The organism is Asanoa sp. NPDC049573 (genome assembly GCF_040676615.1).
In the GTDB taxonomy this organism is placed as follows: Bacteria; Actinomycetota; Actinomycetes; order Mycobacteriales; family Micromonosporaceae; genus Asanoa.
The window spans coordinates 1-23,011 of the sequence record NZ_JBFAPI010000029.1 but is presented as its reverse complement, the minus strand read 5'-3'; the positions used below and the strand labels follow the sequence as shown (position 1 = coordinate 23,011).

Sequence of the window (23,011 nt, the reverse complement as noted above, 5' to 3'; positions counted from 1 at the left end):
GGGTTCTGCCGACACCCGGGAGGTCGCCGCCGTGACCATGACAGTCGAGGAGGCCGCCGAGTCCAGCGGCGCGTTGCCGATAGCCCGCCCGCGCGGCCTGGCGTGGGGTCGTTACGTACCCCGCATCTTCGGCATGATCATGTGGATCGTCGCGATCATCTCCGGCATCGCGGCGTTCGGCCATATCTTCCGCACCGGTGTGCAGCCCGTCCGGGAGACGATCGACGCCCTGATCATCCCGGCGCCGGCCAACATCGCCTACGCCGTGTTCCTGGCCGCGCTGGCCACCGCGACCCTGCGCCGCAAACGGGTGGCCTGGTGGCTGCTGACCATCTACTTCAGCCTGAGCGTCCTGATCAACACGATCATCGGCATCATCGTCACGCTGGTGCCGGACGGCGAGTTGATCGACGACGCCGGCAACCGGCTGTTCGACACCACCGGCGAACTCGTGCTGCTCTGGTGTGGCCTGGGCGTCGCCGTCGTCGCGCTGGCCGCCCTGATCCTGTTCCGCGGCGAGTTCTACGCGCACGTGGCGAAGGGCAGCGTATGGCGGGCGCTGGTGGTCTTCGTCGGCCTGCTGGTCGTCGGCGTCGGACTCGGCCTGAGCCTGGTCACCGCGTTCCCCGGCAGCCTCTCGGGGACCGGCGACCAACTCGCGTACGCGACGGAGCGGGTGCTCGGTGGTGGCTTCAGCTTCGACATCACCCGGGTCGGCGAGGCGCCGGGCTGGGTCAGTTTCGTGCTCGGCCTGTTCGGCGCCGTGGCGGTCTTCGCGGCGCTGGCCACCCTGCTGCGCTCGCAACGCCGCAACGCCGAGTTGCACGCGACCGACGAGTCGCGAATCCGCATGCTGCTGGCCAGGTACGGCGACCGGGACTCGCTGGGCTACTTCGCCACCCGGCGCGACAAGTCGGCCATCTTCTCGTCGACGGGCAAGTCGGCGATCACCTACCGGGTGGTCAACGGAGTGAGCCTGGCCAGTGGCGACCCCGTCGGCGACCCGGAGGCGTGGGGACCGGCGATCGACGCGTGGCTGGCCCAGTCGCGCTACTACGCGTGGACACCCGCGGTGATGGGCGCCAGCGAGGAGGGCGCCATCGCGTACGCCCGGACCGGCCTCAAGGTGATCCACCTCGGCGACGAGGCGATCCTGTTCACCCGCGACTTCACGCTCGACGGCCGGGAGATGCGCCCGGTGCGGCAAGCGGTCAACCGGGTCGAGCGGGCCGGCTACACGGCGGCCGTGCGGCGGCACTCCGACGTCCCCGAGGTGGAGATGAAGGAACTGTCGGCGCTCGCGACCAGGTGGCGTGACACGGAGAGCGAGCGCGGCTTCTCGATGGCGCTCGGCCGGCTCGGCGACCCCGCCGACGGCCGTTGCGTGCTGGTCGAGGCGATCGACAAGGACAACCACGTCAAGGCGATCATCTCGTTGAGCCCGTGGGGCAGCCGCGGGCTGTCCCTCGACCTGATGCGCCGCGCGCACGACGCCGAGAACGGCGCGATGGAGTTCATGGTCGCCGAGTTGATGGAGGCGGCGCCGCGGCTCGGCGTCGACAAGGTCTCCCTGAACTTCGCGGTCTTCCGCGCGGTCTTCGAGGAGGGTGCCCGGATCGGCGCGGGCCCGATCCTGCGGCTGTGGCGCAAGCTGCTGCTGTTCTTCTCCCGCTGGTGGCAACTCGAGTCGCTCTACCGGTCCAACGCCAAGTACCACCCGACCTGGCAGCCGCGGTTCCTCTGCTTCGGCGAGCGCCGCGAGCTGGCCCGGGTCGGCATCGCCTCGGCCATCGCCGAGGGCTTCATCGCGATCCCCGGCAGTACCGGCTCGCAGCTCGACGTCCTCCCGCCTGACTATGCCGAGCGGGCCGCCTCCGCCGAGGAGATCGACGCCGCCGCCGCACCGCCGCCGCCGGGCGCGATCGACCACAAGGCACCGGAACAGATGCGGGTACGGCTGGCCAAGCGCCAGCGGCTGGTCGACTCGGGCATCGACCCGTACCCGGTGAACTATCCGCGCACCGACACCTGCGCCGAGGTGGCCGCCGCGCACCGCGACCTGGAGCCCGACCGCCGCAGCGGTGACAAGGTCGGCGTCGCCGGCCGGGTCGTGCTGATGCGCGACCACGGCGGCATCCTGTTCGCGACCATCCGCGACTGGAGCGGCGACCTCCAGGTGATGCTGTTCGGCCATACCGCCGTCGACAGGTGGGACAACACCATCGACATCGGCGACCACGTCGGCGTCACCGGCGAGGTGATCACCACCCGCACCGGCGAACTGACCGTCGAGGCGACCTCGTGGCAGCTCAACGCCAAGTGCCTGCGCCCGTTGCCGGACAAGCACCGCGGCCTGGCCGACCCGGAGGCCCGGGTCCGGCAGCGCTATCTCGACCTGGTCACCAACAAGCGGGCGCGGGACATCCTGCGGGCGCGCAGCGACGCCATCTTCGCGCTGCGCGAGTCGCTGGTCGGCCGCCGCTACCTCGAGGTGGAAACGCCGATCCTGCAACGGATTCACGGCGGTGCCAACGCCAAACCTTTCGTCACCCACATCAACGCGTACGACCTGAAGCTCTATCTGCGGATCGCACCGGAGCTGTATCTCAAGCGCCTGGCCGTCGGCGGGGTGGAACGGGTCTTCGAGCTGGGCCGGACGTTCCGCAACGAGGGCGCCGACTACAGCCACAACCCGGAGTTCACCGTGCTGGAGGCCTACCAGGCCTACGCCGACTACGACACGATGCTGCGGCTGACCCGGGAGCTGATCCAGGAGGCGGCGATCGCCGCTTACGGACGGGCGGTGGCGCGGCGGCCGGGCACCGACGAGGAGGTCGACATCTCCGGCGAGTGGCCGGTGCGGACGGTCAACGAGGCCATCTCGACCGCGCTCGGCGAGGTCGTCGACGCCGACACGGACGTGGCCACGCTGCGCCGCTTCTGCGACAAGGCGGAGATCGCGTACGACCCGAAGTGGGGTCGCGGCGCCGTGCTGCTGGAGCTCTACGAGCACCTGTGCGAGTCGAAGACCGACCTGCCCACGTTCTACAAGGACTTCCCGACCGAGGTGTCGCCGCTGACCCGGCAGCACCGGCACGACCCGCGGCTGGCCGAGCGCTGGGACCTGGTCGGCTTCGGCTTCGAGCTGGGCACCGCGTACTCGGAGCTGATCGACCCGGTCGAGCAGCGCCGCCGGTTGACCGAGCAATCGCTGCTGGCCGCGGGCGGCGACCCGGAAGCGATGGAACTCGACGAAGACTTCCTGCAGGCGCTGGAGTACGCGATGCCGCCGACGGGTGGCCTCGGCATCGGCGTCGACCGGGTGGTCATGCTGCTCACCGGCCGCTCGATCCGCGAGACACTGCCGTTTCCCCTTGTCCGCGCGGCGTCGTGACCGAGGCCCGCTGGCCCGCAGTCGCGTTCGGCGCCGCGTCGGCGCTCTACAGCTCGTGGCTGCTCGGGCCGTGGCTGAACCCACGGCTCGGCCTGACCACCGGCCTGGCCAGCGACCTGGCCGCCACCGACCAGCCGTGGCACGGCTTGTTTCGCGCGGCCGACCTCGCGTCGGGGTCGCTGGCACTGCTGGGCTCGGCCCGGATGCTGGCCGGCGGCCGCCGGGATCGCCGGCTGCGCTGGCACCGCCTTGGCACGGCCGAACGCTCAGCGTGGCTGTTCGCGGCGGCGTTCGGCGTGGCAACGGTGTTCGACGCGAGCCTGACGGCCTTGTCCTGTGCGCCGTCGATCGACCCGGACTGCCCGGAGCTGTCGGGGTCGCTGGCCGACGTCGCGGTCGACCCGCACACGCTGACCTCGGTGTTCGCGTCGCTGGGCGGGATCGGCTCGATCGTTTCTTTCTGGGTGGCGGCGCGGCCGGACAGTGCGGATCGGGTCTGGGCGGGCGGGCTGGCGGTGGGTAGCGTCGTGGTCAACGCGGGGCTGCTGGTCGAGCTGATTCGCGAGGGGACGCACGAGGGCCTCTGGCAGCGGGTCGAGCTGGCCAATGTGGCGGCGTGGCTGATCTATGCGGCGGTGCGCAGTCAGCAAACGCCGCGCCGGCGGGCTTGATCTGCCGCCTCTTGCTCTGCACCCATATAGGCAGCGGGAGCGCTGCCTATTCGGCAGCAGAGCAAAGCCTGGCGAACAGCCCCCGCGGCGGGAGGCGACATGCGTAAAATGTTCGGGTTCGGAGGTGTGCGCGATGACCATCAGCGCGACGACCGTCCAAGGCGGTCTGGCGACCCTGACCGACGAGATCATCAGTGAGCTGCGCGACCGGGTGGGGTGCCCGGTGCTGGCGCCCGAAGATGCCGGGTTCGAGGCGGTCCGCGAGGTCTACAACGCGATGCACCCCGGTAGCCCGGCTCTCGTGGTGAGCTGCGCCGGCACCGCCGACGTGATCGACGCGGTTTCCTTCGCCCGCGACAACGGCCTGGTCGTCGCGGTCCGCGGCGGCGGCCACTCGATCGCCGGACTGTCCGCATCGGACGACACGCTGCTGATCGACCTCGCGCCCATGCATGCCGTGCAGGTCGACCCGGCCGCCCGGATCGCCCGGGTGCAGGGCGGTGCCGTCTGGGCCGACGTCGACCGGGAGACGCAGGCGTTCGGGCTCGCCACGCCCGGCGGGGTGGTCTCCGACACCGGGGTCGCCGGGCTCACCCTCGGCGGTGGCTACGGGTGGCTGCGCCGGCAACACGGGCTGGCCTGCGACCACCTGGTCTCGGCCGAGGTGGTCGGCGCCGACGGCCAGGTGCGGGTGGCGTCCGAGACCGAGAATGCCGACCTGCTCTGGGCGTTGCGCGGCGGTGGCGGCAACTTCGGCGTCGTCACCTGGTTCACCTTCGCGCTGGAGAAGATCGGCCCGACCGTCGCTTTCGCCGGCACGTTCTACCCGGTCGAGGAAGCGGCGCAGGTGTGGCGGGGCTGGCGCAACTACGTCGAGATCGCGCCGCCGGAGATCACCTCCAACACGATGAGCGTGACCATGCCGGCCGACCCGGCCCTTCCCGAGGCGGTGCACAACCGCGGGTGCCTGGTCGTCGCCGCGGTCTACGCCGGCGAGACCGAGCGGGGGATGGACGTCCTGCAACCGCTGCGCGAACTGGGCACGCCGCTGATGGACCTGTCTCAACCGACTCCGTTCACCGCCGTCCAGCAGGGGTTCGACGCCTTCTTCCCGCGCAACACCATGCAGGCCTACTGGAAGTCGCGCTACCTGTCGGAGTTCAGTGACGCGGCTATCGACTTCTGCGCGGCCAAGGCGGCCGCGCGGCCCAGCCCGATGACGCTGGTCAACGTGTTCCACATGGGCGGTGCGATCGCCGACGTGCCGCCCGGCGCGACCGCGTTCGCCCAGCGTTCGTCGCCCTACCTGCTGTCGATCGACGGCAACTGGGTCGACCCCGCCGACAACGAGGCCAACATCGCGTGGGTACGCGAGACGTTCGACGAATCGGCCCGGTTCGGCAACGACGGTGTCTACCTCAACTTCACGGGCAGCGAGAAGGAGCCGGCCGACGGGGGTGTCGACCGCGCTTTCGGCGAAAACCTGCGCCGGCTGGCCGAGGTCAAGGCAAAGTACGACCCGACCAACATGTTCCGCGTCAACAACAACATCAGGCCCGCGTCCGGCTGATCATCAGCATGTTTTCAGGTACCTCGGGTAGGAATCACGGCACCGCAGACCTGAGGAGATGAGGCATGACGCTGGCCGCTGAAGGCGACCCCCGCGATCTTGGTGGACTCACCGGCTGGGTGGCGGGGGTGCTCGACTCCCTCGGCGCGGCCGGCGTCGGGCTGCTGGTCGCGTTGGAGAACCTGGTGCCGCCGATCCCGAGCGAGATCGTGCTGGCGCTGGGCGGGTTCCTGGCCAGCGAGGGGCGGATGAGCCTGCCGATCGTGATCGTCGCCGCGACGGCCGGGTCGGTGGTGGGGGCGCTGGTGCTCTACTGGCTCGGCCGCAGCCTCGGCGAAGACCGGCTCAAGCGCTGGCTCGACCACATTCCGCTGGTCGACGCCGACGACCTCGACAAGGCCGACAAGTGGTTCGAGCGGCACGCCGGCACGGCCGTCCTGCTGGGGCGGTGCGTGCCGGTCGTACGCAGCCTGATCTCGATCCCGGCCGGCGCCAACCACATGCCGCTGCCGCGCTTCGTCGCGTTCACCACGCTCGGCAGCGCGGTGTGGAACGCGCTGTTCGTCGGCGCCGGGTTCGCGTTGGGCGCGCGCTGGGAGCAGGTCGACCAGTACTCCCGCTGGTTCGACTACGCGATCCTGGCGCTCGTGGTGGTCAGCGCCGGTCTCTGGGTCAACAAGAAGATCCGCAAGAAGCGGGCGGTGCACCGCTGATGACGGTGTCCGACGCCGGCCCCACGTCGCTGCGGCTGGTCGGGAAGCAGACAAGCCGCGCCGCCGCCACGCCCTGAGGCAGTGGCGGCGGCGGGTCGTCGATCAGCCGAACTGGGCCGTGATCCGGGTGAACTCCCAGTCGGGCTGGGCGATGCTGGAGCAGTCGGAGCTGAGCGGGCCGCCGGCGCAACCGCGGTCGCGGTTGACCGACCAGAACGCCAGCCGGGCCAGGCCGTGTGACTCGGCCCAGTCGCGCACCGAGGCCCACTGGGCGGTCGTGGTGATCTCCCCCTGGTCGGAGCGGCCGTTCATGCCGGAGATGCCCATATGGGCGTACGCGGTCGCGTCGGACCAGCCGTTCGCCGTCTTGAGGGCATTCTTCAGGCCCTCCGACGCGCTGACGGTCGAGGCGTACATGTCGGCACCGCCGCCGAAGTTGAACGGCATGATGGTCCAGACGTCCACATTGGCCTGCAGCGCGGCGCCCTGGTTGATCAGGCGGGTGCCCCAGTAGGTCGGGCCGGTGGTCGCGGTCGGGATCGTCACGATGGTCTTCAGGTTCGGATTGTTCTGCTTGAGAATCTTCAGCGCGCCGAGGATCCGGTCCTGCACGACCTCGCTCTCGAACTCGTCGGTGTTCTCCACGTCCATGTCGATCGCCTTGAGTCCGTAGGCGTTGATGACCGATTGCAGCGCCCCCGCCAGGGCCGAGGCCGAGGCGCAGTTGGGGCCGAGCTTGTTGCCGCTCCAGCCGCCGACCGACGGGATGACGTCGCCGCCCGCGGCCCGGATCGCCGCGATCTGCTGTGCGTCACCGGCGCTGTTGATCGGCCGGTTGCCGTCCCACGCCGGGGTGCAGCCGCCGCCGGAGAGCACGAACGCCTTGGTGAACCACTTGATGCCGGTCGCCGACATCACCGTGGTCACGTTGGGCACGTTGCCCCACGAGTAGATGTAGGGCGCCGCGCCCATCGCGCCGCTCCCGCCGCCGGTGCAGCCGGTCGTCGTGCCGGACACCGCGCCCGACTTCGCCGACTCGCCCTGCGCGTTGTAGGCCGTGACGGTGTAGGAGCGCGAGGTGCACGCGGCCAGCCCGCCGATCGTCGCGCTGGTGCCGGTGACGGTCGCGCGGACCGTCGTACCCTCGTAGACCCGGTAGCCGGTGACCGTGCCGGACGAGGCGTTCCAGGCGACCGTGATCGAGTTGGCGGTCGTGCCGGTGACCCGCACGTTGCCCGGTGTCGGTGGGGCGCCCGGATTGGTCGGCGGGCCGCCCGCACAGGAGGAGCCGTTGACCGTGCAACTCGTCGGGTCACCGCTGCCGGCGGCCACGAAGCCGAAGCTGGCCGTGCCGTTGGGGCCGAGCGTGCCGTTCCAGCCCTTGTTGGTGAACGTGAAGTGCTGGCCGCTGCGCACCATGTCGGCGTCCCAGAAGCTGCCGACCGAGGTGCCGCTGGGCAGGTCGAACTGGACGTTCCAGGACGTGATCGTCGACGACGTGTTGTTGGTGACGGTGAACTTGGCCTCGTAGCCCGAGCCCCAACTCGAGGTGCGGACGAAGGCGGCGGTGGCGGCGGATGCCGCCGGGGCGACGGCCACGCTGAGGGTCATGGCCGCGACGGCCAGGCCGGCGATGACGACGACCTTTCTGCGAAGTTTCACGAATGCTCCTCAGGGGAGGGTGGCGAGGTGGGGGTCGACGGTGTTGGCGAACTGGTTGCCGTTGCTGACGTCCCAGTTCATCGACCAGGTCATCGCGCCGCGGATGCCCGGGTAGGTGCGCGGCGGGCGGAAGCTGCCGCAGTTGGTGCCCCGGGCCAGGCAGTCCAGCGCCTGGTTGACCAGGCTCGGCGAGACCACGCCGCCACCGGCCGCACCGGGCCCGGCGGGCAGGCCGAGGGAGACCTGGTCGGGCCGAAGCCCGTTCTCGAGCTGGATGCAGGCCAGCGCGGTGATGAAGTTGACCGTGCCCTGCGAGTACGCGAACGACTGGTCGCAGCCGAGCATCGAGCCGGAGTTGTAGAACTGTGTGTGTACGACGGTGAGGATGTCGCGGATGTCCAGGGCCAGCTTGAAGTAGGAGACCGCCGGGTTCTGCATGTCGATCGTCTGCGGCGCCATCGTGATGATCAGGTTGGCGCCGACCCGGCTGCGCAGGTTGCGCAACGCCTGGCCCATGAACGTGGGGTCGAGGCCGTTCTCGAGGTCGATGTCGACGCCGTCGAAGCCGTACGACGAGATGAGGTTGACCATCGAGTTGCTGAAGTTGGTCGCGCTGGTCGCGTCGTTGACGGAGACCCGGCCCGCCTCGCCACCGACCGAGAGGATCACCTTCTTGCCGCGGGAGTGCAGGGTGGCGATGTCGGCGCGGAAGTCGGCGTCTGAATAGCCACCGAGAGCGGCCGACAGTCCGGCGTCGACGGCGAAGGTGACCGCGCCGGGTGTGGCGGTCGACTCGGCGAAGGCGACGGCGATCAGGTCGTACGCCGCCGGCGTGTCCCGCAGCCGCAACTCGACGGCCGGGTTGACGAAGTTGTGCCAGTAGCCGGTCAGGAAGTGCGCCGGCAGCGGGCCGGTCGAGCAGCCGGTGGTGGTGCCGCTGACGGCCGCGCTGCGGGCCGACTCACCGGCGGTGTTGTAGGCGGCGACCGCGTAGCTGTGGTTCTGGCAGGCGCCGAGGCCGCCGACGGTCGCAGTCGTGCCGGTGACCGTCGCGCGCAGGGTGCTGCCCTCGTAGACGCGGTAGCCGGTGACCGTGCCGGTGGACGCGTTCCAGGCCAGCGAGATCGACGTGCCGGTGCTCCCGGTGACCCGCACGTTGCCCGGCGTGCCGGGTGCCTGCGGGCCGGTGGAGCCGCTGGTCGTGCCGGTGACGGCGGCACTGCGGGCGGACTCGCCGGCGCTGTTGTAGGCGGCGACGGTGTAGGTGTGCGTCGTGTTGGCCGTCAGCCCGCTGATCGTCGCGCTCGTGCCGGTGACCGTCGCGCGCAGCGTGCTGCCCTCGTAGACGCGGTAGCCGGTGACGGTGCCGGTGCTGGCGCCCCAGGCCAGCGAGATGCTGGTCTGGGTGACGCCGGTGACGCTCGGCGTGCCGGGTGCACCGGGCACCTGCGTGCCCGGGTCGGTGCCGCCGCCGCACGAGGCGCCGTTGAGCGTGCAGTTGGCCGGTGCACCCGCGCCGGCGCCGATCAGCCCGAACGAGGCGGTGCCGCCCGGCGCGAGGGTGCCGTTCCAGGACTTGTTGATGAAGCTGAAGCGCTGGCCGGAGCGGGTCATGTCGGCGTCCCAGAAGCTGCTCACCGAGCTTCCCGCCGGCAGGTCGAAGGCGACCGTCCACCCGTTGATCGTGGTCGTGCCGCCGTTGCTGATCGTGTATCTGCCCTCCCAACCGGAACCCCAGTCGGAGGTCTTGACGAAGGTCGCGGTCGGTCCGGCGGCCATGGCGGGTGTCGCCACCGCCACGGCGGCCACCCCACCGAGCAGGGTGACCGCCGCGGTGACCATCGCTGTCCGCAAGCGCATGAAGTTCCTCCCCAGGCCCGCGCTTACATTGATGAGATGGCCAATTATTAAGACTGTTTACAGATACTTGTCAATACCTAGGGCCCAGCCAACTCAGTTTCGGAACTGGAACCAGTTGACGTTGACGAAGTCGTTCAGCTGGCCGCTGGTGAAGGTCAGGAACACCGTGTGGGTGCCGGTGGTCGCGGTGATGTTGCCGGGCACGGACCGCCAGCTCTGCCAGCCGCCCGTGTTGGCCAGGGCGAAGCTGCCGATCGGGGCGTTGCTCCGGCTGTCGAGGCGCACCTCGACCAGGCCGCTGACCCCGCCGCCGGCGCCCGACGCCACCCGGGCGACGAAGTCGTGCGCCGGTGTCGAGCCGAAGTTGATGTTGTTGAACTGGACCCAGTCGCCGGACTTGACGGCGCCGATGTTCTGGCCGCCCTCGCTGCACGCCTCGACGATCACGCCGCTCTGCGCGTTGAACGACTCGGCCTGGATCTGGTTGTAGGCGCTGCCGCCGCCACCCGGGTTGGTGGGCGGCGGGTCGGTCGGCGTCGTGCCGCCACCGCCGCGGGTCCACACCGCGACGTAGTCGACCAGCATCGGCCGGCCGGACACGGTGGACGCGGTCGGTGTGCCGGAGCCGGCGACGCCGTTGGGGAACGCGCCGCCCATCGCGACGTTGAGCAGGATGAAGTAGCCGGCGTGGTTGGTCATGTTGGTCCAGTGCGGCTCGCCGACCTGCGACTGGGTGACGGTGTGGAAGAGGGTGCCGTCGACGTACCAGCGCAGCTGTTGCGGGCTCACGCTCGCGTCCCACTCGAACCGGTAGGTGTGGAACGCCGACTGGCACGACGAGCCGGGACAGGCCCGCGACGTGCCGAGACCGTTGAACTCATTGCACGGCCCGCCCGGCGCGACTCCACAGTGGAGGACGCCCCAGACGGAGTTGATCCCGTTGACGTTCTCCATGATGTCGAACTCGCCGATGCCGGGCCAGTTCCAGTAGTTGCCCCGGAACGGCGCGCCGAGCGCCCAGAACGCGGGCCAGTAGCCGGCCGCCTGCGCGCCGGTCACGTTGGGCATCTGGACGCGACCCTCGATCCGCAGCACGCCACCGGACGGCGGCTTGAAGTTGCTGCGGGTGGTCTCGATCCGGGCCGAGGTCCACTGCCCGGATCCGTTGCGGATCGGCGTGATCCGCAGGTTGCCGGAGCCGTCCAGGCTCACGTTGGAGGCGCTGTTGGTGTAGGTCTGGATCTCGCCGGTGCCCCATTGGGCGGGGCCGCCCGGATAGGCGGTGCCGGTGTCGATGATCCAGTTGGCCGACGAGGGCAGGCTGTTGGCCGATCCGGTGAAGTCGTCGCTCCAGGCCAGGCTCCAGCCCGACGGCGTGGCCGGCACGGAGGCGTTGGCCGTGACCGCCGTGGCGACGGCCGCGACGCTGATCGTGACAGTGGCGATCGATAGCAGGACGCGTCTGTTCATCTAAGCCTCTCTCCTGCGGGGGGACGGTGCCGTGAGAGCGCTCTCAGAGGGGTTGTATCGGACATACTCACGAATGTCAATGGGTTGGGCGGCGCAGCACGAGATGCTCCAGCGCCGTCCACGAGGTCGTCGTGACCAGGTACAACGTGGCCGCGAGGGGCAGCACCAGCGCGGTCGGGATGGTGAGAAAGGACATGAAGGGCATCAGCTTGGCCAACCCGGTGGCCTGCGGGCCGAGTTGCCGCCGGGATCGGCGGGAGAAGAACACCGCGAGCAGGACCAGGAGCAGCAGGAGTACGCCGAACAGGGGCAGGACCGCACCGCCGACGCCCTGTGCGAGGTGATGGCCGAGCGGCACGCCCCACAGCTCGCCGGCCGGCGGCGCGATCGTGAAGGTGCGGTACATGACCAGGAAGAACGGTGCCTGCACCAGGGCCGGCAGGCAGCCGGCGAGCGGCGAGGTGCCCTCCTCGCGGTAGAGGGTGGCGAGCTCGGTGCGCATGCGGTCGGGCTGCTTGGCGTACCGCTGCTGCAGTTCCTGGATCTTCGGCATGAGTGCGGTGCGGCGGCGCTCGCCGCGGACGGCGGCGAGGCTGAGCGGGGAGACCGCGAGCCGCACGGCCACGGTGAACACGACGACGGCGAGAGCCATCGCCGCGGGGCCGGCAACGGGAGCGATGAAGGCGGCGATTCCGGACAGGACGGACGTGGCGGCGCCCACGGCGCCGTCGAGTGGTGCGAAGGCAAGCATGGTCGTTTCCTCGACTGATGATGTCCGCGCGGGGCGCGGCGAAGCGGAACGGGTGACGGGAATCAGGCGAGGCGGAACGCGGGTGCGCGCGGACGGGGACGACCGGCCCCGTCGGGATCGAGCGCGCGTGGCGTGCGGCGGGACTGGGCCCGCGACCGGGTGCCGTGTGCGGCGCTGCCGGACCGGTCGTGCCGACCGACCACCAGGCCGCCGAGCGCGGCCGCGACCAGCAGGGCGGCGGCGAACGCGGCGAGGAACGCCAGCGGCGACGTCGGGCCGGACGCGTCGACCAGGGCGAAGAGCATCGCCCCGGTGAACACCCCGATGACCAGCCGCACGACGACCAGTCAACCACTCCACCGCAAGCGGTCAAGGTTCTTTAGGGACGGCTTAACAAACAGCGGCTCACGTTGAGAGAACCGCACCCGTCCATCTATGGTCCGGCCTGAAGTGGCCGAACGGTGAGGTGGGGGGCAATGGCGCAACCGCGTGGCGCGTCGCGGCATCGGGCCCCGGACCCGCTGGCGCCCAAGGTCGCCCGGCTGGCCCGGGCCGGCGAGCCCACGCTGCTCAAGCTCGTCCGCAACCGGCGCCAGGTGCTGATGGGCGCGGGCGCGGCGGTCGTCGCCACCGGCGCCGTCGGCTCGGCCGCCATCGTCATGGGTGGCGGTGACGGCCTCTCGGCCGCGCTCGGCGACGCGGCCACCTCGACCAGGTCGCCGCGCGACGCCGGCGCGTTCGCCGACCGCGACGCGAGCTACACGCAGTCGCTCGGCGACTCGATCAACCTCGGCGCCGCGGGCCTCGAAGACACCTTCAGCGCCGCCGCCGCGGCCGCCGCAAAGGCCACGCCGACCAGCCCCAACCTGCTCAGCCGCGACCCGATCCTGCACATGTTGCGGCGGGCCACGTTCGGGCCGACCCGCGGGCTGGTCGACGCCGCCACCAAGCTCGGCGTCGACGAGTGGCTGGAGCGGCAGCTCAACCCGGAGAAGATCGACGACCCGGTGTCGGCCAAGGCGCTGAGCGCGTTCCCGACCGTGTCGATGAGCACCGCGCAGATCCGTCGCACCGTCAAGGAAGGCGATTTCCAGGCGCAGTTCGAGTTGGGGCAGGCGACCATCGCGCGGCAGTTCTGGAGCGAGCGCCAGCTCTTCGAGGTGATGGTCGACTTCTGGGCCAACCACCTCAACGTGACCAACCCGTTCGACGGCGGGTGGGACGTGCGGACGTCGTACGACAATGACGTGATCCGCAAGCACGCGCTCGGCAGGTTCGTCGACATGCTCAAGGCCAGTGCCCGGCACCCGGCCATGCTGCGCTATCTCGACAATGCCGACTCCGACCGGCGCTCGGTCAACGAGAACTACGGTCGCGAGTTGCTCGAGTTGCACACGGTCGGCATCGACGGCGGCTACAACGAGAAAGACGTGCGCAACAGCGCCTACATCCTGACCGGCCGCACGGTGACCAACGAAGGCGAGTTCCGCTACGAGTCCGGCCGGCACTGGATCGACCCGGTCAGGGTGCTCGGCTTCAAGGACAAGAACTCGTCGCGCTCCAAGGGCCTCGCCGTCGGCGAGAAGTACCTGACCTATCTGGCCACCCACCCGGCGACGGCGAAGAACATCGCGCGCAAGCTGGCGGTCCGGTTCGTCTGCGACACCCCGCCCAACGGCCTGGTGCAACGGCTCGCCGACACCTACCTGGAGAACGGCACCGCGATCGCGCCGGTCATGCGGGTGCTGTTCCGCTCGCGCGAGTTCTGGATCGCGACCGGTCTCAAGACCCGCCGGCCGCTGGAGAACTTCGTGGCCACCGCCCGGGCGATCGGCATCGCGCCCGGCTCCGACACCCGTGCCGGCATCGAGGGTCTCTACTACATGACACAGCGGTTCGGGAACGCGCCGCTGGCCTGGGTGCCGCCGAACGGTTATCCGGACGTCGCGGCGGCCTGGCGGTCGGCACACGCCACGCTCGCGCTGTGGAACGCGCACCGGTCGCTGATCGAGGGCTGGGAACGCGGTCTGTCCTACCCGAAGGCCGAAGGGCTGGTCGGCAAGCGACCGGCCACCACCGGGCCCTACCTCGACAACCTGGCCGCCCGCCTGGTGTTCCAGAAGGTCGCGCCGGCACACCGCAAGGCGCTGCTCACCTTCCTGAGCGCCAAGGAGGGCACCGCCGTGCGCAACGCCAGCCTCGGCGGCAAGGTCGAGAGCCTGGCCCCGCTGTTGCTCGACTCCATCTACCACGCACTGCGGTGAGGCCATGACTGTCGACAATGGACTTTCGCGGGCCGAGCTGGCCCGGTTCGGCCCGAACCTGCCGGAGGCGGCGATCCGGGTGCAGGCCGAGGCCGTCGCCGCCGACCTCCAGGCGCAGCGCGACCAGTGGCGCAAGGGCTTCACCCGGCGGCGGATGCTGGCCGGCGCGGGCGCGGTCGGAGTGGCCAGCCTGGCCAACCAGATCGCCACCACCCGGGTCGCCTTCGGCGCGCCGTCGACCACCACCCGCACGCTGGTCGTGGTCTTCCTGCGCGGTGGCATGGACGGCCTGTCGGTGATCGTGCCGCGCGGCGATCGCAACTATCTCAACGCCCGCCGCAACATCGCGGTGCAGCCCGGCGCGCTGCTCGCCGGCGACGACCGATTCGGGCTGCACCCGGGGCTCGCGCCGCTGGCGCCGTTCTGGAAGTCCGGCAAGATGGCCGCGGTGCACGCCGTCGCGTCGCCGGACGCCAGCCGGTCGCACTTCCAGGCGCAGGACTGCCTCGAGCGGGGCGCGGCGTCGACGGCGGTGCACACCGGCTTCCTCGACCGGGTGCTCGAGCAGTTGGGCCCGGGCACCACGTTCCGCGCGGTCGCCGAGGGCGCGGCGCTGCCCCGGTCGCTGGTCGGCGGCCAGAGCAAGCTGGTGCTGCAGGGCATCCGCGAGTTCGACCTCAACGCCGGCGGCGGCATGCGGGACAAGACGCTGACCGCGCTCAAGGCGCTCTACACCGGCGTCGGCGACCACCCGCTGGGCTCCCAGGCGGCCGAGACGCTCAAGTCCATCTCGACCGCCCGGAAGATCGCCCAGAGTGAATACCAGACCACCGCGCAGTGGCCCGGAGGTGGCTTCGCCGACCAACTCAAAGACGTCGCCCGGCTGATCAAGGCCAAGGTCGGCCTGCGGGTCGCCGCCGTCGACATCGGCGGCTGGGACATGCACACCAACATCGGCGGCCCCGACGGCGGCGACATGCGCAACCGCCTCAACGAACTCGCCGGCGCGCTCGGCGCGTTCGCGACCGACCTGGGACCGGCGCTCGACAACACCTCGATCGTGACCATGAGCGAGTTCGGCCGCCGCGTCGAGGCCAACGGCAATTCCGGCACCGACCACGGGCACGGTGGCGTGATGCTGCTGCTCGGCGGCGGCATGAACGGCGGCAAGGTGCACGGCAGATGGCCGGGCCTGTCCGCCGGCTCGCTCGACCAGGGCGACCTGGCCGGTGCCAACGACTACCGTGACGTGGTCAGCGAGTTGCTGGGCGCCCGGATGGGCGTCAAGGACGCGAAGAAGATCTTCCCCGGGTACGTGCCGAAGAAGCTCGGGATCTTCAGGACCTGAGGAAGTCGAGCAGGTCGGCCTGGAACTTGGCCTGCTCGGTCTCGAAGAGCCCGTGCGGCGCGCCCGGGTAGACCTTGAGTTCGGCGTCCTTGACGATCTTCGACGCCTTCTTGGAGGCGTCGGCGAACGGCACGATCTGGTCGTCGTCACCGTGGATGAACAGCGTCGGCACGTCGATCGCCTTGAGGTCGTCGGTCAGGTCGGTCTCGGAGAACGCCTCGATGCAGTCGTAGGCCCCCTTGATGCCGACCGTCATGCACTGCTCCCAGAAGTCGTCGAGGATGCCCTGCGAGACGTCGGACCCATCGCGGTTGGCACCGAAGAACTGCGGAGCAAGATCCTTGTAGAACTGCGAGCGATCGTCTTTGACGCCTTCCCGGAGCTGGTCGAACACCTCGATGGGAGTGCCCTCGGGGTTCTGGTCGGTCTTCACCATCAGCGGCGGGATCGCGCCGACGAGCAGCATCTTCGCCACCCGGTCGGTGCCGTGCCGGCCGACGTAGCGGGTGATCTCGCCACCGCCGGTGGAGTGCCCGACGAGCACCACGTCGTGCAGGTCGTTGGCCTCGATCACGGTCGCCAGGTCGTCGGCGTAGGTGTCCAGGTCGTTGCCCTCCCAGGGCTGGCTCGACCGGCCGCCACCGCGCCGGTCGTGCGCGATGCCGCGGAAGCCGTTGTCGGCCACGAACATCATGGTGTCGTCCCACGCGTCCGCGGTGAGCGGCCAGCCGTGGCTGAAGACGACGGGCTGCCCGCTACCCCAGTCCTTGAAGAAGATCTCGTTGTTGTCCTTGGTCGAGACATGTCCGGTGGTCATGAATTTCCCCCCGTGGGAACGTCGGTCACAACTGCTTCCGACGTTACGGGTGCCCCGGTGCCAGTTCCGGCGTTCGGCGGATCCTGCCGCGCCGCTGTGGTAGGTGATGCGTCAGTGACCGCCGAGCCGCTCGACCAGCGCCTCGCCGTCGGGCCAGGGCCCGAACCCGGTGGCGCCGTCGAGGTGCCCGACGTCGCCGGCGTCGAAGAACTCCGCGCCCCAGTCGGCGGCGTAGGCCCGGGCCTGCGCCGGCGTGCAGTGCGGGTCGGTGCGGCTGGCGGCCAGGATCGACCGGAACGGCAACGCCTGTCGCGGCACATCCATCCACTCCGGAGGGATGAAGGGCGGCGTGGCGAGCAGGGCGGCCAGCACCGGGCCCTCGTGGCGAGCGGCCCACCCGGCGACGGTCAGGCAGCCCGCGCTGTGTGCGACGAGGATCGCGGGGGTGTCGTCGGCGTCGATCGTGACCCGCAACGCCTCGACCCGCTCGGCCAGGTCGTAGGGCGGCCCGGGTGGCTCCGGTGCCCAGATGTAGCCGGATCGCCTGGCCCAGTCGTGCATCCAGTGTGTCTGCGACGGAATGCCGCGACCGGGCACGAGCAGGCGGCGCACGGGCCGGGTCCGGCGACCGTCGTCAGTGGACACCGGCCGCGTCCAGGAGGGCGGCGGCGGTGGTCACGCTCAAGCCGTCGAGGTCGCTACCGTAGACCACGACGCGGGACGCCGAGCCGTCGAAGACCACGGTGAGCTGCCGGGCCAGCAGGTCGGGGTCGGCGGCGCCACCGGCGCGGGCCTCGGCCGCGAACCAGTCGACCAGTTGCTGCTTGAACTCCCGGGCCACGACGGCCGCCGGGTGCGTCCGGTCACGCAGGTCGGAGGCGATGTTGATGAACTGGCAGCCGGCGAACTCCGTGCGCTCGGCGGTCTCTTCGAGCACCCGGAAGATGTGCAGGATGCGTTCGCGGGGGCGGACCTCGGCGTCGTCGGGCAGGAACGCGGCGTTCGTCGCCGGCCCGGTCGCGGCCAGGGCCTCGGCGACCAGCGCGTCCTTGGTCGGGAAGAGCTGATACATCGTCCGCTTCGAGACGCCCGCCACCGAGCAGAGCCGCTCGACGCCGGTCGCGGTGACCCCCTCGCGGTAGAAGAGATCGGCCGCCGCCGTGAGCAGGCGATCACGTGGTGTAGTTGTCCCCGTTGCCATGACCACAGCGTAGCTCCAATTCTTGCGATGGGAAACCGATCGGTTTACGGTGTTGGAAACCGATCGGTTTCACGCTTCCTGGAGGAACAGATATGCAGATCAACGGCGCCACGGTCCTGGTAACGGGCGGCAACCGAGGGCTCGGCAAGGCCTTCGTCGAAGAGTTCCTCGAGCGCGGGGCGAAGAAGGTCTACGCGGCGGCGCGCGACCCACGCAGCGTGACCAACCTGGGCGCCGTCCCGATCGCCCTGGACGTGACCGATGCGGCGTCGATCGCGCGCGCGGCGGCCGAAGCCGGCGATGTCACCCTGATCGTCAACAACGCCGGCGTCTCCACCGCCGGCCCCACCTTCATCGAGGCCGACCCGGCGGACATCCGGCGGGCGTTCGAGACCAACGTGTTCGGGCCGCTCGATGTGACCAGGGCGTTCGTCCCGGCGCTGGTCGCCAACGGCGGCGGGCACGTGCTCAACGTCGCATCCGTGCTGTCCTGGCTGCCCAGCGGCGGATACGGCGCCACCAAGGCGGCGCTCTGGTCTGCGACCAACGCGTTGCGCGCCGAGCTCAAGCCGCGCGGCATCGGGGTGACCGGGCTCTACATGGGTTATGTCGACACCGACATGGCCGCGCACATCACGCTGCCCAAGAGCGAGCCGCGGACGATCACCCGGGCCGCCGCCGACGGCATCGAGGCCGGCGCCGACGAGGTGCTGGCCGACGAGGTCACCCGGGCCGTCCGGGCCGCGCTGAGCGGTGATCCGGCGGCGGTGATCAGCTGAGTGACATGCGCACCATGTGAGCCCCGCGGGGCGGTCCGGTTTGGCGGGGCCGCCCCGGGGTTAACTTTCGAGCACATGAGTGACCGGTGGTATCAGAAGGCGGTCGTCTACTGCCTCGACGTCGACACGTTCCAGGACTCCGACGGCGACGGCGTCGGCGATCTACGCGGGCTGATCGGGCGCCTCGACTACCTGGCCCGGCTGGGCGTGACCTGCCTGTGGCTGAACCCGATCCATCCCACGCCCGGCCGCGACGACGGCTACGACGCGACCGACTTCTACGGCGTCGACCCCCGGCTCGGCTCCCTCGGCGACTTCGCCGAACTGCTGCACCAGGCGGCCAACCGGGGCATCAAGGTGATCATCGATCTGGTCGTCAACCACACCTCCGACCAGCACCCCTGGTTCCAGTCCGCCCGGTCGTCGCCGGACTCGCCGTTCCGTGACTGGTATGTCTGGAGCGACACCGAACCGAGCGACCGCAACCAGGGCATGGTCTTCCCGGGCGAGCAGGACGAGACCTGGTCCTACGACCGCACCGCGAAGGCCTGGTTCTACCACCGGTTCTACAAGTTCCAACCCGACCTCAACTTCGCCAATCCCCAGGTACGCGACGAGATCAAGCGGGTGATCGCGTTCTGGCTGCAGCTCGGCGTCGCCGGGTTCCGGATCGACGCGCTGCCCTTCATCATCGAGCTGACCGAGCCCGGCAACCCGGACTCGCCGAAGGATTTCGACTTCCTGACCGAGTTGCGCGAGCACGCGCAGTGGCGGCGGGGCGACGCGGTGCTGCTGGCCGAGGCCAACGTCGAGCCGGCGAAGCTGGTCGACTACTTCGGCACGGGTCCCCGGGCCAACGACCGGGTGCACATGCTCTTCGACTTCATGCTTAACGGGCGGCTGGTGCTCGCCCTCGCCCGCGAAGACCCGGAGCAGTTGATCGACGCGCTGCGGGACACCCCCACGCTGCCGCCGGGCGGCCAGTGGGCCACGTTCCTGCGCAACCACGACGAGATCGACCTTTCCCGGCTCACCGCCGAGCAACGCGCCGAGGTGTACGAGGCATTCGGCCCCGACGAGGACATGCGCATCTACGACCGGGGCATCCGCCGCCGGCTCGCGCCGATGCTCGGCAACGATCGGCGCCGGTTGGAACTGGCCTACGCGCTGCAGTTCTCGCTGCGCGGCACGCCGGTGCTCCGCTACGGCGATGAGATCGGCATGGGCGAGGACCTGGCGCTGACGGGGCGCCAGGCGATCCGTACCCCGATGCAATGGTCTGTCCTGCCCAACGGCGGATTCTCCAGCGCGGCGACGGACGACCTGGTCCGGCCGGTCGTGACCGGCGGCGAGTTCGGCTACGAGCAGGTCAACGTCACCGCGCAGCGGCACGACCCGAACTCGTTGCTCTCCTGGTTCGAGCGGATGATCCGCACCTTGCGCGAGGCGCCCGAGGTCGGTGCCGGCTCGTGTGCGCACGTCGACGTCGCGGTGCCCGCCGGCGTGCTGGCGCACCGGGCCGACGGCCCGGCCGGCTGCATGCTCTTCCTGCACAACCTGGGCCGCCGCGCGGCGACCGTCGACCTGAGCAAGCTGGCGGAAAGCGCCGACAACCCCAACGACGTGCTCGCCGACCAGGAGTACCCGCCGGTCGGCGACCTGTCCGAGCTGAAGCTCGCGGGCTACGGCTACCGCTGGATCCGCCTCCATCGCAACCCTGCCGGTTGAGCGCGGCGTCCGCTACTGTGCGGTAACCAAAGGGGAGGCGGAGACATGGTGCAACGAGTGGCGCTCGTCACCGGGGCGGCGCGCGGGATCGGCGCGGCGACGGCACAGCGGCTGGCCGCGGACGGCCTCGCGGTGGCGGTGCTCGACCTCGACGAGGCCGCGACCAAGTCCACTGTGGAAGCGATCATCGCGGCCGGCGGCCGGGCGGTCGGCATCGGTGCCGACGTGGCCGACCGCGAGCAGGTCGAGAACGCGGTCGCCCGGGTCGTGGCCGAGCTGGGGCCGCCGACCGTGCTGGTGAACAACGCCGGCGTGCTGCGTGACAACCTGATCTTCAAGATGACCGACGACGACTGGGACACGGTGCTCTCGGTGCACCTGCGCGGAGCGTTCCTGGTCACCCGCGCGGTGCAGGGGCACATGGTCGAGGCCAAGTGGGGCCGGATCGTCAACCTGTCGAGCACCTCGGCGCTGGGCAACCGGGGCCAGGTCAACTACGCGGCGGCCAAGGCCGGCATGCAGGGGTTCACCAAGACCCTGGCGATCGAGCTGGGGCGCTACGGGGTGACGGCCAACGCGGTCGCGCCCGGCTTCATCGAGACGGCGATGACCGCGGCCACCGCGGCCCGGATGGGCATCGACTTCGAGACGCTCAAGAAGGGCGGCGCCGAGCAGACCGCGGTCAAGCGGATCGGCCAGCCCGAAGACGTGGCCCACACGATCTCGTTCCTGGCCAGCGAGGGCGCGGGCTTCGTGAGCGGCCAGGTGATCTACGTGTCCGGCGGCCCGCAGTTGGGGGTTCTCTTCTAGGCGGCGCGGCGCTTGCCGGCGTGGCGGAGCCAGAGCAGACCGATGACGGGGAGCACCAGGGGCACGTAGCCGTAGCCGCGGCCGAAGTCGGTCCAGACCGTGTCGTCGGGGAAGGCCGCCGCGTCGAAGACGGTCAGCAGGCCGACCGCGACCACACCGGCCAGCTCGATCGAGCAGCTCGCCAGCGCCACCCGGCGCCAGGTCTCGCCGCCCTTGGCCAGGGCCACCGTCGCCACGATGTAGACCACCGCGGCGAACGCCGACAGCAGGTAGGCCAGCGGCGCGTCGGAGAACTTCGTCGCGATCTGCACGACGGCCCGGCCGCTGGCCGAGAGCGCGAAGATGCCGTATACGGCGATCAGCACCCGGCCGGGGCCGGTGCCCAGCGTCGTGCGCGGCGCGGTCGTCTCAGCCACTGGTCACCACCTGCCACGTCTGGTGCAAACGCAACACCAGCACCGGAACTGTCAGGCAGACCACGAGGATGATCACCGAGCCCCAGCGGGTCGGCTCCAGCTTGGCCAGCACGTAGGCCAGCGGCGGGAGACAGATGATCGTGATGACGTAGCCCAGGAATGTCGCCGCGCTGGCCGGCCGGTCGCCGCCCGCGACCGCCACCGCCGCCGAGATCAGCAGCGCGATCAGCGCGACCTCGACCAGAGCCAACCCGACCAGGTGACCGCGGCCCGGCGCGCGGTCGCGCAGCGCCTCGACCAGCGCCCACACGCCGACCAGCAGCGACAGGCCGATCACGAGGCCGGAAAGCGTGCCGTTCACGGGCACACCGTACTCGGCGTCAAGGCGTGGCAGCTCATCGGGCAGACTGAGCCCCATGCCTCTCCGGTTCGGTCTGTTCGGCACCGGCCCCTGGGCCACCGCCACCCAAGCGCCCGCGATCGTCGCGCACCCCGACGCGGAACTCGTCGGTGTCTGGGGCCGTGACCCGGCCAAGGCGGCCGCGCTGGCCGGCCAGACCGGCAGCCGGGCCTACGCCGACGTCGACGCGTTGCTCGCCGACGTCGACGCGGTGGCCGTGGCGCTGCCGCCCGACGTGCAGGCCGGCATCGCCGAGCGGGCCGCCAAGGCCGGCCGGCACCTGCTGCTCGACAAGCCGCTGGCGCTGACCGTCGAAGCGGCCGACCGGGTGGTCGCCGCCGCCGACGCGGCCGCGGTGGCCTCGGTGGTCTTCTTCACGGCCCGGTTCGACGACAAGGTGGCCGCGGCGCTGCGCGAGATCGTCGCGACCGGCGGCTGGGAGGGCAGCCGGGTGGCCCACCTGAGTTCGATCTTCCAGCCGGGCAACCCCTACGGCGCGTCGCCGTGGCGGCGGGTGCACGGCGGGCTCTGGGACGTCGGCCCGCACGCGCTGTCCCAGGTGCTGCCGGTGCTCGGCCCGGTCGCCGAGGTGTCGGCCGTCGAAGGCCCGCGGGCCACCACCAACCTGTTGCTGCGGCACACCTCCGGTGCGGTCAGCACGGTGACGCTGACCGTCGACGCGGCGCCGAACGCGGTCATGCGCGACATCACGTTCTACGGCGAGCACGGCATCGCCTCGGTGCCGCGCGGCGAGGGTGACGTGCGTGCCGTCTACGCCACCGCCATCGACCTGCTGATCGCCGAGACCGGCGGCACCAGGCACGACCTCGGTGTCCACTTCGGACGAGACGTGGTCGCGGTGCTCGCGGCAGCCGAACGCTCCCGCGAAGACGGCCGGATCGCGAAGATCTAGGCCGCCAACTCTTTCTGGTGCAGCCAGTGCAGGGCGTCCGGTAGCGGCATCGGCCTGGAAAACAGGAAGCCCTGGCCGTATGGACAGCCGGTGCGGCGCAGCAGGTCGCGTTCCTCGACGGTCTCGATGCCTTCGGCGACCACCTCCAGGCCGAGCGTGTGCGCCAGTCGCACGATGCCGTCGACCAGTGCCCGCTGCTGCGCCGACGTCGCGATCGTGCCGGTGAACAGCCGGTCGATCTTGA

At 70.5% G+C, this 23,011-nt stretch carries 21 protein-coding genes; 10 read left to right on the top strand and 11 right to left on the bottom strand.

Annotated features, from left to right (window positions below; genetic code table 11):
* The first annotated feature begins 37 nt into the window (after nucleotides 1-37).
* From lysX to AB0J74_RS36075, 4 genes are all read left to right on the top strand, one after another.
* Nucleotides 38-3,394, top strand: a complete 3,357-nt coding sequence (lysX, locus tag AB0J74_RS36090) for a bifunctional lysylphosphatidylglycerol synthetase/lysine--tRNA ligase LysX (protein WP_363456919.1) — start codon at nucleotides 38-40, stop codon at nucleotides 3,392-3,394.
* Nucleotides 3,391-4,065 (top strand): DUF998 domain-containing protein, encoded by a 675-nt coding sequence (locus AB0J74_RS36085; RefSeq protein ID WP_363456841.1) that lies wholly within the window; start codon nucleotides 3,391-3,393, stop codon nucleotides 4,063-4,065. Before lysX ends, AB0J74_RS36085 begins: the two co-directional genes overlap by 4 nt.
* A 133-nt stretch (nucleotides 4,066-4,198) precedes the next feature.
* Nucleotides 4,199-5,635: an FAD-binding oxidoreductase gene (locus AB0J74_RS36080; protein WP_363456838.1), complete on the top strand. Its 1,437-nt coding sequence runs from the start codon at nucleotides 4,199-4,201 to the stop codon at nucleotides 5,633-5,635.
* Between the two features lie 65 nt (nucleotides 5,636-5,700).
* Entirely contained in the window at nucleotides 5,701-6,348 is a 648-nt protein-coding gene (locus AB0J74_RS36075) for a DedA family protein (protein WP_363456836.1), read from the top strand.
* Nucleotides 6,349-6,450: 102 nt separating this feature from the next.
* Here AB0J74_RS36075 and AB0J74_RS36070 read toward each other — a convergent pair whose 3' ends face one another.
* From AB0J74_RS36070 to AB0J74_RS36050, 5 genes are all read right to left on the bottom strand, one after another.
* On the bottom strand, nucleotides 6,451-8,010 hold the full coding sequence (locus AB0J74_RS36070; protein ID WP_363456833.1) for a cellulose binding domain-containing protein: 1,560 nt from the start codon (nucleotides 8,008-8,010) through the stop codon (nucleotides 6,451-6,453).
* 9 nt (nucleotides 8,011-8,019) lie between these two features.
* Nucleotides 8,020-9,870: a cellulose binding domain-containing protein gene (locus tag AB0J74_RS36065; RefSeq protein ID WP_363456830.1), complete on the bottom strand. Its 1,851-nt coding sequence runs from the start codon at nucleotides 9,868-9,870 to the stop codon at nucleotides 8,020-8,022.
* A gap of 93 nt (nucleotides 9,871-9,963) precedes the next feature.
* Entirely contained in the window at nucleotides 9,964-11,340 is a 1,377-nt protein-coding gene (locus AB0J74_RS36060; protein WP_363456828.1) for a carbohydrate-binding protein, read from the bottom strand.
* 76 nt (nucleotides 11,341-11,416) lie between these two features.
* Nucleotides 11,417-12,091 carry a membrane protein insertase YidC gene (gene yidC / locus AB0J74_RS36055; RefSeq protein WP_363456825.1) on the bottom strand — a complete coding sequence of 225 codons (675 nt, stop codon included), beginning with the start codon at nucleotides 12,089-12,091 and terminating at the stop codon, nucleotides 11,417-11,419.
* Nucleotides 12,092-12,153: 62 nt separating this feature from the next.
* Entirely contained in the window at nucleotides 12,154-12,429 is a 276-nt protein-coding gene (locus tag AB0J74_RS36050) for a hypothetical protein (protein ID WP_363456822.1), read from the bottom strand.
* A gap of 138 nt (nucleotides 12,430-12,567) precedes the next feature.
* On the opposite strand from AB0J74_RS36050, the gene AB0J74_RS36045 reads away from it, so the two are divergent.
* Both AB0J74_RS36045 and AB0J74_RS36040 read left to right on the top strand, forming a co-directional pair.
* A complete protein-coding gene (locus AB0J74_RS36045; protein ID WP_363456819.1) occupies nucleotides 12,568-14,355 on the top strand; it encodes a DUF1800 domain-containing protein in 1,788 nt (595 codons plus the stop codon).
* 4 nt (nucleotides 14,356-14,359) lie between these two features.
* Nucleotides 14,360-15,703 carry a DUF1501 domain-containing protein gene (locus AB0J74_RS36040; protein ID WP_363456816.1) on the top strand — a complete coding sequence of 448 codons (1,344 nt, stop codon included), beginning with the start codon at nucleotides 14,360-14,362 and terminating at the stop codon, nucleotides 15,701-15,703.
* Here AB0J74_RS36040 and AB0J74_RS36035 read toward each other — a convergent pair.
* The 3 genes from AB0J74_RS36035 to AB0J74_RS36025 all read right to left on the bottom strand — a co-directional run bounded on the left by AB0J74_RS36035 (nucleotide 15,693) and on the right by AB0J74_RS36025 (nucleotide 17,721).
* Nucleotides 15,693-16,520, bottom strand: coding sequence for an alpha/beta hydrolase (locus tag AB0J74_RS36035; RefSeq protein WP_363456813.1), 828 nt, complete (start codon nucleotides 16,518-16,520; stop codon nucleotides 15,693-15,695). The genes AB0J74_RS36040 and AB0J74_RS36035 overlap by 11 nt on opposite strands.
* A 111-nt stretch (nucleotides 16,521-16,631) precedes the next feature.
* Nucleotides 16,632-17,165 (bottom strand): alpha/beta fold hydrolase, encoded by a 534-nt coding sequence (locus AB0J74_RS36030; RefSeq protein WP_363456810.1) that lies wholly within the window; start codon nucleotides 17,163-17,165, stop codon nucleotides 16,632-16,634.
* The gene (locus AB0J74_RS36025; protein WP_363456807.1) at nucleotides 17,155-17,721 is read right to left on the bottom strand and encodes a TetR/AcrR family transcriptional regulator; all 567 of its coding nucleotides are present in this window, start codon (nucleotides 17,719-17,721) and stop codon (nucleotides 17,155-17,157) included. The genes AB0J74_RS36030 and AB0J74_RS36025 overlap by 11 nt, the downstream gene beginning before the upstream one ends.
* 92 nt (nucleotides 17,722-17,813) lie before the next feature.
* Here AB0J74_RS36025 and AB0J74_RS36020 point away from each other — a divergent pair, with 92 nt between their 5' ends.
* From AB0J74_RS36020 to fabG, 3 genes are all read left to right on the top strand, one after another.
* A complete protein-coding gene (locus AB0J74_RS36020) occupies nucleotides 17,814-18,500 on the top strand; it encodes an SDR family oxidoreductase (protein ID WP_363456804.1) in 687 nt (228 codons plus the stop codon).
* 75 nt (nucleotides 18,501-18,575) lie between these two features.
* Complete coding sequence (locus AB0J74_RS36015) at nucleotides 18,576-20,228, top strand: alpha-amylase family protein (protein ID WP_363456801.1); 1,653 nt, start codon at nucleotides 18,576-18,578, stop codon at nucleotides 20,226-20,228.
* Nucleotides 20,229-20,273: 45 nt separating this feature from the next.
* Entirely contained in the window at nucleotides 20,274-21,038 is a 765-nt protein-coding gene (gene fabG / locus AB0J74_RS36010) for a 3-oxoacyl-ACP reductase FabG (RefSeq protein WP_363456798.1), read from the top strand.
* Here fabG and AB0J74_RS36005 read toward each other — a convergent pair.
* Together AB0J74_RS36005 and AB0J74_RS36000 are read right to left on the bottom strand one after the other, a co-directional pair.
* On the bottom strand, nucleotides 21,035-21,454 hold the full coding sequence (locus AB0J74_RS36005; protein WP_363456795.1) for a hypothetical protein: 420 nt from the start codon (nucleotides 21,452-21,454) through the stop codon (nucleotides 21,035-21,037). The genes fabG and AB0J74_RS36005 overlap by 4 nt on opposite strands.
* A complete protein-coding gene (locus tag AB0J74_RS36000; RefSeq protein WP_363456792.1) occupies nucleotides 21,447-21,872 on the bottom strand; it encodes a hypothetical protein in 426 nt (141 codons plus the stop codon). Before AB0J74_RS36000 ends, AB0J74_RS36005 begins: the two co-directional genes overlap by 8 nt.
* Between AB0J74_RS36000 and AB0J74_RS35995 the strand changes: the two genes are divergently transcribed.
* Nucleotides 21,871-22,767, top strand: a complete 897-nt coding sequence (locus tag AB0J74_RS35995; protein WP_363456789.1) for a Gfo/Idh/MocA family oxidoreductase — start codon at nucleotides 21,871-21,873, stop codon at nucleotides 22,765-22,767. The two genes, AB0J74_RS36000 and AB0J74_RS35995, sit on opposite strands and share 2 nt — an antisense overlap.
* Here the strand turns inward: AB0J74_RS35995 and AB0J74_RS35990 are convergent.
* On the bottom strand, nucleotides 22,764-23,011 hold a 248-nt coding region (locus tag AB0J74_RS35990), incomplete at its 5' end, for an EAL domain-containing protein (protein WP_363456786.1). The genes AB0J74_RS35995 and AB0J74_RS35990 overlap by 4 nt on opposite strands.